This window comes from Plantactinospora veratri, assembly GCF_036421995.1.
Lineage (GTDB): Bacteria > Actinomycetota > Actinomycetes > Mycobacteriales > Micromonosporaceae > Plantactinospora > Plantactinospora veratri.
In genome coordinates, this window is the sequence record NZ_JAZGQL010000011.1 from 23,325 (window position 1) to 36,590 (window position 13,266).

The 13,266-nt window shown below is 73.9% G+C and carries 10 protein-coding genes; 6 read left to right on the plus strand and 4 right to left on the minus strand.

The genetic code is table 11. The features are described from left to right. Positions 1–4: 4 nt before the first annotated feature. Entirely contained in the window at positions 5–1,213 is a 1,209-nt protein-coding gene (locus V1634_RS16835) for an ABC transporter ATP-binding protein (RefSeq protein WP_331208776.1), read from the plus strand. Positions 1,214–1,551: 338 nt separating this feature from the next. Further along, complete coding sequence (locus tag V1634_RS16840; RefSeq protein ID WP_331208777.1) at positions 1,552–2,415, plus strand: DMT family transporter; 864 nt, start codon at positions 1,552–1,554, stop codon at positions 2,413–2,415. A 40-nt stretch (positions 2,416–2,455) separates the two neighbouring features. Here V1634_RS16840 and V1634_RS16845 read toward each other — a convergent pair whose 3' ends face one another. Beyond that, positions 2,456–3,124 (minus strand): GNAT family N-acetyltransferase, encoded by a 669-nt coding sequence (locus V1634_RS16845; protein WP_331208778.1) that lies wholly within the window; start codon positions 3,122–3,124, stop codon positions 2,456–2,458. 80 nt (positions 3,125–3,204) lie between these two features. On the opposite strand from V1634_RS16845, the gene V1634_RS16850 reads away from it, so the two are divergent. Then, positions 3,205–4,281 carry a winged helix-turn-helix transcriptional regulator gene (locus tag V1634_RS16850; protein ID WP_331208779.1) on the plus strand — a complete coding sequence of 359 codons (1,077 nt, stop codon included), beginning with the start codon at positions 3,205–3,207 and terminating at the stop codon, positions 4,279–4,281. On the opposite strand, the gene V1634_RS16855 is transcribed toward V1634_RS16850, so the two are convergent. Continuing rightward, positions 4,278–5,528 carry a sensor histidine kinase gene (locus V1634_RS16855; RefSeq protein ID WP_331208780.1) on the minus strand — a complete coding sequence of 417 codons (1,251 nt, stop codon included), beginning with the start codon at positions 5,526–5,528 and terminating at the stop codon, positions 4,278–4,280. The genes V1634_RS16850 and V1634_RS16855 overlap by 4 nt on opposite strands. Positions 5,529–5,691: 163 nt before the next feature. Then, positions 5,692–7,761 (minus strand): chorismate-binding protein, encoded by a 2,070-nt coding sequence (locus V1634_RS16860; RefSeq protein ID WP_331208781.1) that lies wholly within the window; start codon positions 7,759–7,761, stop codon positions 5,692–5,694. Between the two features lie 307 nt (positions 7,762–8,068). On the opposite strand from V1634_RS16860, the gene V1634_RS16865 reads away from it, so the two are divergent. The 3 genes from V1634_RS16865 to V1634_RS16875 all read left to right on the plus strand — a co-directional run bounded on the left by V1634_RS16865 (position 8,069) and on the right by V1634_RS16875 (position 12,560). Continuing rightward, positions 8,069–9,481 (plus strand): FGGY family carbohydrate kinase, encoded by a 1,413-nt coding sequence (locus V1634_RS16865; RefSeq protein WP_331208782.1) that lies wholly within the window; start codon positions 8,069–8,071, stop codon positions 9,479–9,481. A 215-nt stretch (positions 9,482–9,696) separates the two neighbouring features. Next, positions 9,697–12,141, plus strand: coding sequence for a sensor histidine kinase (locus tag V1634_RS16870; protein ID WP_331208783.1), 2,445 nt, complete (start codon positions 9,697–9,699; stop codon positions 12,139–12,141). Next, positions 12,138–12,560: a roadblock/LC7 domain-containing protein gene (locus tag V1634_RS16875; protein WP_101365437.1), complete on the plus strand. Its 423-nt coding sequence runs from the start codon at positions 12,138–12,140 to the stop codon at positions 12,558–12,560. The genes V1634_RS16870 and V1634_RS16875 overlap by 4 nt, the downstream gene beginning before the upstream one ends. A 41-nt stretch (positions 12,561–12,601) precedes the next feature. Here the strand turns inward: V1634_RS16875 and V1634_RS16880 are convergent. After that, a partial coding sequence (locus V1634_RS16880) for a phosphotransferase family protein (protein WP_331208786.1) occupies positions 12,602–13,266 on the minus strand: 665 nt, incomplete at its 5' end.

Here is a 13,266-nt window from a genome sequence, read left to right on the forward strand (position 1 = left end):
CGCAGTGGCTGACATCGTGCTGGACAAGGTGAGCAAGAGCTTCCCGGACGGGACGGTCGCGGTCCGGGACGTCGACCTGGAGATCGCCGACGGCGAGTTCGTGATCCTGGTCGGCCCGTCGGGCTGCGGGAAGTCGACGACGCTGAACATGATCGCCGGACTGGAGGACATCAGCTCCGGCGAGCTGCGCATCGACGGCGAGCGGGTCAACGACAAGGCGCCCCGGGACCGGGACATCGCGATGGTCTTCCAGTCGTACGCCCTCTACCCGAACATGACCGTCCGGGAGAACATGGCGTTCCCGCTCCGGCTCGCCAAGCTGGACAAGGCGACGATCGAGCAGAAGGTCAACGAGGCGGCCAAGGTGCTGGAGTTGACCTCGCTGCTGGACCGCAAGCCGGCGAACCTCTCCGGCGGGCAGCGCCAGCGGGTGGCGATGGGGCGGGCGATCGTCCGCAACCCGAAGGCGTTCCTGATGGACGAGCCGCTCTCCAACCTCGACGCCAAGTTGCGGGTGCAGATGCGTACCGTGGTCTCCCGGTTGCAGAAGCAGCTCGGCACCACCACCGTCTACGTCACGCACGACCAGACCGAGGCGATGACCCTCGGCGACCGGGTGGTGATCATGCGGGGCGGTGCCGTGCAGCAGGTCGGCCCGCCCCAGGAACTCTACGACCACCCGGCGAACCTCTTCGTCGCCGGGTTCATCGGCTCGCCGTCGATGAACTTCCTGCACGCCGCGGTCGAGGACGACAGGTTGCGGACGGCTGTCGGCGACGTACCCCTCGGGGACCGGCTCCGTCGTGAGCTGGCGGCCGAGGACGCCCCCCGGGAGCTGATCCTCGGCATCCGGCCGGAGCACTTCGAGGACGCCGGGCTGATCGACGAGCAGACCCGGGGTCGGGGGTTGGAGTTCGAGGCGCCGGTCGAGATCGTCGAGTCGATGGGCTCCGACAAGTACGTCTACCTCACCGTCTCCGGTGAACGGGCCAGCGCGGCGGAGCTGGAGGAACTCGCCGCCGACGTGGGCGCGGACGGCTTCGGCGGCGGTGCCGGGAACCTGGTGACCCGCCTGTCTGCGGAGTCCCCGGTCAGCGAGGGGAGCAACCACCGGATCTGGTTCAACCTGGAGAAGATCCACCTCTTCGACCCGTCGAACGGCCGCAACCTCACCCTGCACGAGGGGCGGGCCGCCGGAGCGCTCGCGTCCTGAGCCGGGAGCGTGTCGAGCCCCGGCCAGGGGCTGGCGCGCGGCGTCGGTTGCCCGAGGGCCGGTCGAGGGAGAGGTCGGCGGTGCCCGGACGGGCCGGGAAGCTCCCCGGCGGTGCGGGCCCCCCCCCCCGGCGGGGTGGGGGTGGGGGGGGGGGGCCCGGGGGGGGCGGGGAGCCCCGGGGGGGGCGCGCCCCCCCCCGACGTGCGGGGTGGCGGTCCGGACGTACCGGCGACGGGTGGGTCGACCGGCGCGGAACCGTCCGTGGGCGACGATTTCACCACGTAGCGTAGCTGTGTGGGTACGGAGTACGGGCCGCCGTCGGCCGCCGGGACCGCCGCGTGACCACCCCGGCGGTCGTGTTGGCGCTCGGCGCCGCCGCCTGCTTCGCCCTGGGAGCCGCCCTGCAACAGCGCGCCGCGAGGCGGGAACCGCAGCACGCCACCGCCGATCCGAGGCTGCTCATCCGGCTGCTGCGCCGCCGGAGCTGGCTGCTCGCCAAGGTGCCCGACCTGACCGGCACGGTCCTACAGGCGCTCGCCCTCCGGTTCGGGCCGCTGACCCTGATCCAGCCGCTGCTCATCAGCGGGATGTTCCTGGCGATCCCGCTGGAGGCGGCCCTCGACCACCGGCGGCCGCATCCGCGTGACGTCACCGCGGTCGGTGCCTGCGTCCTCGGGCTGACCGTCTTCCTCATCGCCGCCCGGCCCCGCGCGGGGGTGGCCCAGCCGTCCCTGATGGGCTGGCTCGGAGTCGCGTTGATCGGCGGTGCGCTGGTCGCAGTCTGCCTACTCCTGGCCCACCGGGCCACCGGCGCCGCCCGGGGAACCCTGCTCGGTATCGCCAGCGGACTGCTCTACGCCGGTACCGCGTCGCTGCTGAAGACCGTCGCCGAGCGGGTCACCCGCGACCCGCTCTCGACGCTGACCGACTGGCACCTGTACGCGCTGGCCGTGGTCGGGTTCGCCTCGGTGGCGCTGAACCAGAACGCCTTCCAGAACGGTCCACTCGCCGCGCCGCTCACCGCCATCACCCTGGTGGACCCCGTCGCCAGCGTCGTGATCGGGGTGACCGCGTTCCACGAGACGCTCTCGTTCGGCGGACTTCGGCTCCTGGTCGAGGTACCGGCGATCCTGGCGATGGGCTTCGGGATCTGGCTGGCCAGTACCCGGTCCATCGGCCGCGAGGGTTTCGAGGGGGGTTGACGGACCGGCGGGCCGCAGGCTCGCGCCCCCCGGTCGTGGCTCAGTCGCCGGTCGCGGCCCGGGGCGGCCGCGGGTCCCGCCACATCGGCTGGAGTGCGGGGCCGCCCTCCGGCAGCCGGATCGGCTCACCGCGCGCCCGGAAGCCGTACCGCTCGTAGAGGGCGCGGTTGCGGGGTGAACTCGCCTCCAGGTAGGTGCCGAGCCCGTCGGTGTCGGCCCGGTCGAGCTGGTGGCGCAGCATCGCACCGCCGAGTCCCCGGCCGCGCAGCGCCGGCAGCACGGCCATCTGCTGGAGGTACCAGTGCGCTTCCCGGTCCGGGTGGCGGGCCGCGATCAGCTCGTCGACCAGGGCCATCCGGGGCGCGTACCGGCCGTACGCCCGGTCGAGGAAGGCGGCCTGCCGTTCCGCCTCGACCGGGTCGGCGGGGGCGGTCGACTCGTCCCGCCCGGGACCGCGCAACTCCCACACCGACAGGCCGCCGATCGCCAACGAGCCGTCCCGCATCAGCAGGATCTCCCCGGTCTCCAGCAGACCGGAGACCCAGGCCGGGGCGAACTCCACCCACGCCTGCGCGCACGCCTGGCGGGCGGCCTCGTCCGGCACCACCCAGCTGAAGACGGCCTCGTCCAGCCCCGCCCGGCCCACCGCCTCGGCGACGGCCCGGGCATCGGCCAGCCCGGCCCGGCGTACCGTCATCGTCTCGGACATCGTCACCTCCTCACCTTCACTATCGTGGGTACAGTGTACGCGAGGATGCGTACCGGGTAGCGACGATCGGGGCGGGGTGGATGGAACGCGACGGTGCCGGGACCGGCCCGGGGCTGAGCCTGGACCGCATCGTGCGGGTGGCGATCGGGCTCGCCGACGCGCACGGCCTGGCGACCCTCTCGATGCGCCGGGTCGCCACCGCCCTGGACGCCGGGGTGATGTCGCTCTACCGGTACGTGCCGGGCAAGGCCGAGCTGGTCGACCTGATGGTGGAGACCGCCTTCGGCGAGATCGACTATCCGGAGCCGGGCCCCGCCGGCTGGCGGGCCAGGATCGAGCTCGCCGCCCGCCGGGAGTGGGCGATGTACCAGCGGCATCCGTGGGTGCTGCCGATCGTGGCGGGCACCGGACGCCCTCCGCTGGGACCGAACGTGCTGGCCAACGTGGAGTGGGTGCTCTGCGCCGTCGACGGTTTCGGGCTCGACCCGGCGACGATGCTCCAGGTCTATCTGACCGTCAGCGACTACGTGCAGGGCGCCGCCCGCTACGTGCAGACCGAGGCCGAGCAGGAGCGGCGGACCGGGGTGAACGCGGAGCAGTGGTGGGCGGCCGAGACACCGGCGCTGACCCGGCTGCTCGGCACCGGCCGGTTTCCGCTGCTGTCCCGGCTGACCGAGCAGGTCGGTGCCCCCGCGACCGTACGGCAGGACTTCGAGTTCGGCCTGGGCCGGGTCCTCGACGGCATCGGCGTACTCCTGGCCGGCCAGCCCACCTCGGCCGACCCGCCCGGCGTACGGCCTACAACCGATGAGACCAGGTTGGGAAAAGTAACCGTCTCCGGGCGGAGGCTTCCGGCGGCCACCTCGGCCGCACTGGAAATACTCGGCCGGCGCTGGACCCTCGACCTGCTGCACGTGCTGGGCCACGGCGAGGCCCGGTTCCGCGATCTCGCCGAGGCACTGCCGGGCATCTCCCGGCGGGTGCTCACCGAACGGCTGCGCGAACTGGCCGACGCGGGGCTGCTGCGTCGCCGGGTGGACCCCGGGCCACCGACCCGGATCAGCTACCTCCTCACCCCGCGCGGTGCCGGACTCCGCGAGGTGCTGACCGGCCTCGACACCTGGGCCCGGCAGGGCGACCGGGTCGACGGTGACTAGGCCGGCAGCTCGACCCGTACCGTCGTCCCGGCTCCCTCGGCGGTGCCCGGACCGACGGTGAGCACCCCCGACGCCTGCGCCACCCGGGCCCGCATCGCCGTCAGCCCGTAACCGCCGGAGGCCGGATCGCTGCCGGTGGAGGCGGCCAGGCCACGACCGTCGTCGGTCACGGTCAGCAGCACCCGGTCCGGCCCGAAGTCGAGCCGCACCGAGGCGACCCCGGCGTCGGCGTGCTTGCGGACGTTGGTCAGCGACTCCTGGGCGGCCCGCAGCAGCACCACCTCGGTCGACATGGCCAGCGGGGCGGGGTCGCCGACGCACCGGAAGTCGGCCCGGATGCCGGTCTCGGCGGTGAACCGGTCGACCAGCCGGGCGAGCGCGTCGGTAAGCGAGGAGCCGGCCAGCGCCGCCGGGGTCAATGCCGCGATCAACTCACGGGTCTCGGCAAGGTTCTCCCGGGCGGTACGCGCGGCGAGCGCCAGATGCCGGTGCGCCCGCTGCGGATCACCGTCCACGTCGTCGTCGGCCGCCTGCACCAGCAACACCACGCTGGCCAGGCCCTGCGCGATGGTGTCGTGGATCTCGCCGGCCAGCCGCTGCCGCTCGGCCAGGATCCCGGCCTCGTGCGACAGCCGGGCCACCTCCGAGCGGGACCGGTCCAGCGCGCGGATCAGCCGGGCCCGCTCCTGGCTCTGCGCGACCACCCGCTGGCTCCAGGTGCCCAGGGTGGCGGAGAGCACCACGACCAGGGCCGCGACCGGCAGCGGGCCGGTCACCACCTCCGCCGGCTCGACACCCCTGGCCAGCAGCACCACGAGGTGTACCGAGTTGAACGCGACCACCGCGACCGTGGCCGGCACCGGAGCCGCCACCATGTACGCCTGCGGGCAGAGCGCGAAGAGCACGAACGACGCCGACCCGTCGACCAGTACGGCCGGTACGTAGAGCGCCAGAACGCCGGCGAGGTAGGCGTACCCGCGCCAGTCCTCGATCTCGTCGCGCATCAGACGGCGGCCGAAGCCGACGTACCAGCCGGCCAGCCCGGCCAGCGGCAGCAGGGCCGCGAGCCGCGACAACGGATCGGTGCCGTGGACCGCCAGGAAACCCGCGACGCCGACCGCCACCAGCCCGAAGTAGACGTCCCAGAACCGGTAACGTGCCGCCCAACTGCCCGGCTCGGCCCGGCCGGCCGCGGCGGACTCCGGGGCATCGCCGGTCGGCCCGGTCGACAGGGCGTGGCCGGACATCGCAGCAGACCTCCAACGCGCCGGACGCGGGGGCGGACCGGGACCGGTGGAGCCACGTCCCGGGCCGACCCATGGTCCCACGAGGGTCCGGGCGGGCGGCAGAGGCGGACCGGCGGCCCGGGCGAGGGCTCTCAACCCGCCCGGACCACCGGCTTGCGAATGCCTACCCGGGATGCCGGGAAGTATGCGCCCCGGTCGCGCCCCGCCCCGCTCCCGACGGCATGGTGCCGCCCACCGGCTGCGGGCGGGAAACCCCGGCGCCCGGCGCCGAGCCGGCCGGGATCGGAAGCAGCCGGCCCACCACCTCGGTCAACACCGCCAACCCGTCCCGGCTGAGCACCGACTCGGGATGGAACTGCACCCCGGCGTACGTCGGTCCGCGTAGCGCGTGCACCGCACCGTCGACCGGGTCCCGGGCCAGCAGTACCGGCCCGTATCCGGTGTCGAGCCGGTCGGTGCCGGCCAGCGGCGTGAAGCTGGAGTAGAAGCCGACCCGGGCCACGGTGCCGAAGAGCGACACCTCCCGGCAGAGCCCCTGGTAGGGCGCGGTGCGTCGGTGCAGGGTGAGGCCGAGCCGGCCGGCCAGCATCTGGTGTCCGAGACAGACGCCGAAGGTCGGTGCCCCGGTGTCGAGCAGCCGGCCGACCAGGCCGCGCAGGGCGACCATCTTCGGGTCGGTGGGGTGTCCCGGGTCGCCCGGTCCCGGGCCCAGGACGGTCAGGTCGACGCTGCCCGGATCGAACCCGCCCGGCTCGGTGACCTCGGCCCAGGGTCGCACCGCCACGGTCAGGCCGAGCGCGCGCAACTGGTGCGCGAGCATGCCGGTGAAGGTGTCCTCCCCGTCGACCACCACCACCCGGCGGCCGGCGAACTCCGGTCGTACCGGGGCATCCGGGGTCCGCTGCTCCAGCCAGAACGGGGCGAGTCCCACGTTGCGGGCGGCCAGCGCCGCCCGGACCGCCGGATCGTCGGCAAGCCGGACCTCCGCGGCCGGCGCGGGACCGACCTGCCCCGGCGCGCCGGCGCCGGCAGCCTCGCCGGCCCGCTCGTCGTCCGGACCGGCCGGGGCCGACCGCAGCCCCAGCGCGGCCAGCACCCCGGCGGCCTTGGCGTGCGTCTCGGCCACCTCGGCGGCGGCGGTGGAGTGCCGCACCAGGGTCGCGCCGACCGGCACCCGCAACTGTCCGTCCGGCGAGATCTCGGCGGTACGGATCAGGATCGGCGCGTCCAGCGTCTGCCGGCCGGCCTCGTCGAGACCGAGCAGTGCCAGTACCCCCGCGTAGTAGCCCCGGCCCCGCCGCTCGTGCCGGGCGATCACCCGGCAGGCGTTCTCCATCGGCGAGCCGGTGACGGTCGGGGCGAACATCGTCTCCCGGAGCACCTCCCGGACGTCGAGGGAGCCGCGCCCGGCGAGCAGGTACTCGGTGTGGGTCAGGTTCGCCATCTCCTTGAGGTACGGCCCGATCACCTGCCCACCCCGCTCGGCCACCGTCGCCATCATCTTCAGTTCCTCGTCGAGCACCATGTACAGCTCGTCGATCTCCTTGGGGTCGGCGAGGAAGCGCAGCAGTTCCTCCCGCTCCGCCGGCCGGCCCGGGTGGCGCAGCGTGCCGCTGATCGGGTTCATCATGACCAGGCCGTCCTCGACGCTGACGTGCCGTTCCGGGGAGGCGCCGACCAGGATCCGCCGGCCGGTGTGCACCAGGAACGTCCAGTAGGCGCCCCGCTCACCGGTCAGCAGCCGGCGCAGTGCGGCCAGCGCCGCGGGCAGCGGTGCACCGGCCAGGGTGCCGAGGTAGCAGCGGTGGATGACGAAGTTGGCCCCCTCGCCCCGGCCGATCTCGTCGCGCAGTACCCGGCCGACGATCTCCGCGTACTCCGGGTCGGCGATGTCGAAGCCGGCGTCCCGGACCGGTACCGGCACCTCGGGCAGGGCCGCCAGCGCCTCGGCCAGCGGGATCCGCTCGGGCTCGTCGAGCACCAGACACTCCAGCGGGGCACCGTCGTCGACACAGGCGAAGCCGCGCTCGGCGACCTGCCGGTACGGCACCACGGCGAGGGTGCGCGGCCCGGCCGGCCCGGCCGGCAGGGGGATGTCGGCGAGCCTGTCGACGGTGTGCGGCACACCGGTGAAGACCTCCAGGCCGGCGGCGCCGTCCCGGCGTAGCAGGGCGAACGGGCCGGGGTCGGCGCCGCTGGCGATGGTGCGGAGCAGGTGGTCGAGCAGGGTCATCGGTCGTCCCTCACAGCCGGGGGCCGTCCCGAGCGGTGGCCGGAGAGACGTGCAGGGAACCCTGGCGGCCGCCGCGTGGGGCGGCCGCGTGGAAGATTGCTACGCGCGGAGGTCGGCCGCCGGGATGGCGGGCCACCAGGAGTTGAGTCGCGCGAGCACGGGCCGAGTCTAGGCCAGACAGCGCCACGGGCGGCACCCCTTCGGCCCAGCCGTCCACCAGGTGGGCGCCCCGCCCGTGCGGCCCGTCCGGCCGGTACCGCCCGACCTTGCCCTGGTCGGCACCGGTGAACCGGTACGGTTTTCGTCGATGAGGATTCTCGCTCTCGACCTGGGTACGTCGTCGGTGCGCGGCCTGGTGCTGGACGCGGCCGCCCGGCCGCTGCCGGGTGCGCTGGCCCGGCGACCGGCCAAGGTGACTATCGGCGGCGACGGCCGGGCCACGCTGGACGGGCCCGCCTACTTCGCCGCCCTGGTCGAGTGCCTCGACGAGCTGGCCGCCGCGGACCATCTCGACGGCGTCGGGCTCGTCGTCGCCTCGGCGCAGTGGCACTCGGTGGTGCCGCTGGACGCCGCCGGTGATCCGCTCGGCCCCGTGCTGACCTGGTTGGACACCCGGGCCACCGCACCGGCCGGGGTGACCGGGCCGGAGGATCCGGACGACTACCACCGGCGTACCGGCACCTGGTGGCACCGGTTCTACTGGTCGGTGCGGCTGCCCTGGCTGCGGGAGCGGTGCGGGGACGACACGATCCGCTTCGCCGGCCTGATCGAGTACGTCTTCGGCAGGCTCCTCGACGAGGCGGTCATGTCGATCTCGCAGGCCTCCGGTACCGGCCTGCTCGACCTGCGGACCCTGGACTGGGACCGGGAGGCGTGCGAGCTGGCCGGGGTACGCCCTGGGGAGCTGCCGACGCTGGCGCCGTTGGCCTGGCAGGGCCGGCTCCGCGCCGGGTACGCCCGGCGCTGGCCGGCGCTGCGGGACGCCCGGTGGGCACCGCCCAGCGGCGACGGTGCCGCCTCCAACGTGGGCTCCGGCTGCTACGACAGCCGGCGCGCGGCGGTCACCGTCGGCACCTCGGCGGCGGTCCGGCTGGTCCAGCCGGTCCCGGCGGGCGCCGAGCTGCCGCCGCTGCCGGAGGAGCTCTGGCGCTACCGGGTGGACCACGAGCACGTGGTGACCGGTACCGCCTTCTCCGGTGGCGGCAACCTCTACGCCTGGGCCCGGCGGGAGATGCGGCTGCCCGAGGGTCCGGAGCTGGACCGCGCGCTGGCCCGGGTGCCGCCGGGCGACGGCGTACCCGCCGATTCCCGGCTGGGCGGCGACCGTCCACCCGGGCTCGCCCCGGCCGGCTCCGGCGGGCTCTCCGGGCTGGGCTTCAACACCACGGCGGTGGAGATCCTGGCCGGACTGATGGACGCGCTCTGCCGTCAGGTCGCGGTGGGGGTCGCGGCGATCGAGTCCACCCTGGACGAGTCGGTCCAGGTCGTCCTGGGTGGTGGTGCCGTCGCCGCGTCCGGCTGGTGGCGGCGCTCCTTCTCGGTCACGCTGGCGCCGCGCGAGGTGCATCACGTCCGAAATCCGGAGATCGGTGCGGTTGGCGCCGCTCTGGTGGCGATCGGTCGGCTGGATGGCGCGTCCGGTCTTGAGCGCATCGTCCGGACGGATGAGGACGAGTCAGCGACAGCGACAAGATCTGATCGCCCGCAGTATCCTTCGTGAGCTGTTCCGCCCCCCTGATCATTGACAGCAGGTCCGGGCCTGAATTGAAATAGCTCCGCTCCTTGGCGCGCCCCGCATCGAGGACGGTAGGAGGCATGGTGGCTGTTGCCCCGGACCCGTCACATGGCGCCGTCTCGCGTCACCGCCGGCGCCGTCTCGACGTCCGGGTGGTGCCACATCGCCGCAGGTCACCCTTTCGGGTGCGGGACTGGCGGATGCGTACCAAGCTGGGCGCCGTCCTCGTGGTCCCGTCGGTCGCGTTCCTGGTCCTCGCCGGGGCGCAGACCAGCGCGCTGGTCAGCCAGGCCGACCTGCTCGACGAGTTCGCCGACCAGGTGACGGTCGGCCGCGAGATCACCGCGCTGGTGCACGAGTTGCAGCGCGAGCGGGACCAGACGGCGGGCGAGTTGGCGGCCCTGAACACCGGATCGGCGCCGCCGGTCGAGCCCGGCCGCCCGCTGCCGGCGCTGGAGTCGGTCTACCCGGTCGCCGACCGGGCCGTCGAACGGTTCCGGACGGCGGCCTCGCCACTGGCCCGGGGCGAGGCGTCGTGGCGGATCTCCTACGACCGGGTCGACAACGCACTCGAACGGTTGCCGGAGGTCCGGGCGTCGGTGCCGGCGGCCGGCTCGAACCCCGACCCGGTGCTCGCCGAGTACGACCGGAGCATCGAGGTGCTGTTGGTGCTGCTGGCCGAGCCCTCGCCCGGCACCGATCGCGGCGACCTCACCGACGCGGTGCTGCGGTACGTCGAGTTCGCCCAGGTCAAGGAGATCAACTCGCGGATCCGGGGCCAGCTCTACGCCGCGGCCCGGGCCGGCCGGTACGACCAGAACGACCTGGTGACGCTGACCGACCTGCGGGCGCAGCAGCTCAGCGGCCTCGCCGGCTTCCGGCTCTCGGCCACCGACCGGCAGATCGAACGCTACGACCAGGCCTCGACCGATCCGAACTTCGTGGCCGCCGTCCGGATGGAGGAGACGACCTTCTCCGCCGGTGGGCGTACCGCCGCGGTGCTCGAACCCGGTCGCTGGTGGACGATCAGCCAGCAGCGGCAGGAACTGCTCCGCCAGGTCGAGTCGGGTGCGGTCGACGACGCGGTCGCGCTGGCCGACGCCCGCAGGGCCGATCAGTTGCGCCGTACGCTGCTCACCGCGGGCGGCGTGCTGGGCGTGCTGCTGGCCGCCCTCTTCACCTCGATCGCGATCGGTCGCTCCGTCGCGCGCTCGCTGCGGATGCTGCGCAGCCAGGCGTTGCGGGTTGCCCAGGTCGAGCTGCCGGAGACCCTGGAACGGCTGCGTACGGTCGACCCGGTCGCCGCCGAGTTCGAGGTACCGCCGGCCGACGTCCGGTCGATGGACGAGATCGGCGAGGTGGCCGAGGCGTTCGTCGCGGTGCACCGCAGCGCGGTGACCGTGGCGCTGGAGCAGGCGGTCATGCGTCGACACGTCAACGCCATGTTCGTCAACCTGGCCCGACGCAGCCAGGTACTGGTCGAGCGGCAGTTGGAGCTGCTGGACGAGCTGGAGCAGGACGAGAGCGACCCGGACCAGCTCGACAACCTGTTCAAGCTGGACCACCTCGCCGCCCGGATGCGCCGTAACGACGACAGCCTGCTGGTACTCGCCGGCAGCGAGGCCACCCGGCGGTGGAACCGCCCGGTGCTGCTCGCCACGGTGATGCTCGCGGCGGTCGCCGAGATCGAGCAGTACCAGCGGATCCGGCACCACGTCGCCGACGAGCTGTACGTCGTCGGGCACGCCGTCGCCGACCTGGTGCACCTGCTCGCGGAGCTGCTGGAGAACGCGTCCTCCTTCTCCCGCCCGGACACGGTGGTCCAGGTCGAGGCCGCCGGGCAGCGGGACGGCAGCGTCCTGGTGGAGATCGTCGACGAGGGGCTGGGGATGAGCCCGACCGCGCTGGAGCGGGCCAACCAGGTGCTCGCGGTTCCGCCGGCCGCGGACGTCGCCGCGTCGGAGCGGATGGGTCTCTTCGTGGTCAGCCACCTGGCCGCCCGGCAGGGTGTCCGGGTGCGGTTGCGGACCACCGGGCAGGGTGGCCTGGCGGCGGCGGTCTGGCTGCCGGCGAACCTGCTCGCCCCGGCCCCGCCGGCGGAACCGACGGGTGGCTCGGGGCGGCGGATGCTGGAGATCGTCGCGGGCGCGATCGCCGGCCCCAACGGCACGCGTCCACCGGCCGGCCGGCCGGCCGAGGGCGGCGACGGCGGCCCGCTCCGCCGGGCCGGGCGCCGGGAGACACCGACCCGGGCCGAGGACGTGCTCGGGATGGCCGCCGGTGCCGGTTCCGCACCGGCGAGTACCTGGTGGTCCCGGCAGGGCAGGGGGAGCGCGGCGGCGCCGGCTGCCACCGCCGCTGCCCCGACCGGGGCGCTGGCCACCGGGAACGCCCCTCCGGCGGTACCGGTGACCGGCGGGACCAACGCCAACGGGCTGCCGATCCGGGTCCCGATGGCCCAGCTCCGGGTGAAGGCAGCGCCCGCACAACCCAAGCCGCCGGCCCCGCGTGAGGCGCCGGATCCGGAGCAGGTGGGCGGGATGCTGTCGCGGTACTACGGTGGTCTCCGCCGAGCCGAGGCGGAAGACACGATGGTGATACCCATGGCGCCGGCCGGCGCGCGCACCGAAGAGGAGAAGTATTGAACACGCTCAGTCAAGAGGCACGGGATCTGAACTGGCTGGTGAGCGGGTTCACGGAACGGGTACCCGGGGTGGCGCACGCCATCGTCGTCTCCGCCGACGGACTGCTGGTGGCGGTCTCCGAGCACCTGCCCCGGGACCACGCGGACAAGCTCGCGGCGGTCACCTCCGGGTTGTCCAGCATCACCACCGGGGCCGCGGAGATGTTCGACGGCGACATCGTCAAGCAGACGGTGGTCGAGATGGGCCGGGGTTACTTCCTGGTCATGCAGATCCGGGACGGTTCCATCCTGGCCACGCTCGCCGCCAACGACGCCGACATCGGCGTGGTGGGTTACGAGATGGCGAAGCTGGCCAAGGCGGCCGGTGAGATGCTGACTCCGGCGCTGCGGGCCGAACTCCAGCAGGCGCTGCCCCGCTGACCGGGCGTGTCCGGTCGCCGGGGCGACGGTGTGGCGTCGTCTCATGCCTGCCGGACCTGGTCCAGCCGACCCAGTTGCGCGTCGAGCAGCCCCGCGAGCCAGCGCTCGTATTCGGCGCGTTCCGGGCCGCCCCAGCCCCGGGTGGCGCCTTCGACGCACATGATGAGATAGAGATAGATGGTGTAGAGGGTGAGCCGGCGGCGGGCCGTCGCGGTCAGTTCGAGCCGGCCGTGCCCGGCGGAGGCGTAGCCGGCGAGGATCTCCGGTTCGTCGTCCAGTTCGCGGAAGAGCGTCATCGAGACCAGTTCGGCCAGCGGGTCGCCGAAGAAGGCCCGTTCGCCGTCGATCAGGCCGGTCACCCGGACCGTGCCGGCAGGATCGGCGGCGACGAAGACGTTGCCGTCCCAGAGGTCGAAGTGGACCAGCGCGGGTCGGCGTACCTCGTCGAGGACGTCGGCGTGCCGGCGCAGCAGGTCGCCGATCCGTTCCGGCGGGGCGGGTAGCGCACTGTCCAGCCGGATGGCGTCGGCGAGGATGTCGTCGACCATCGCGCCGAAGGCGGCCCGCCAGGACGGCTGCCAGCTCCGGCTGCCGCGCAGCGGATAGCCGTACGCCGGGCCGGTGACGGTGTGCAGCCGGGCCGCGGGGGGGGGGGGGGCCCCCCCCCCCCCCGCCCCCCCCGCCCCGGGCCCCCCCCCCCCCGGGC

Bases quoted from the DNA above. Each gene is read 5' to 3' on its own strand.
- V1634_RS16845 (WP_331208778.1), bottom strand. From the start codon at position 3,124: ATGTCCGAGACGATGACGGTACGCCGGGCCGGGCTGGCCGATGCCCGG.
- V1634_RS16850 (WP_331208779.1), top strand. From the start codon at position 3,205: ATGGAACGCGACGGTGCCGGGACCGGCCCGGGGCTGAGCCTGGACCGC.
- V1634_RS16855 (WP_331208780.1), bottom strand. From the start codon at position 5,528: ATGTCCGGCCACGCCCTGTCGACCGGGCCGACCGGCGATGCCCCGGAG.
- V1634_RS16860 (WP_331208781.1), bottom strand. From the start codon at position 7,761: ATGACCCTGCTCGACCACCTGCTCCGCACCATCGCCAGCGGCGCCGAC.
- V1634_RS16865 (WP_331208782.1), top strand. From the start codon at position 8,069: ATGAGGATTCTCGCTCTCGACCTGGGTACGTCGTCGGTGCGCGGCCTG.
- V1634_RS16870 (WP_331208783.1), top strand. From the start codon at position 9,697: ATGCGTACCAAGCTGGGCGCCGTCCTCGTGGTCCCGTCGGTCGCGTTC.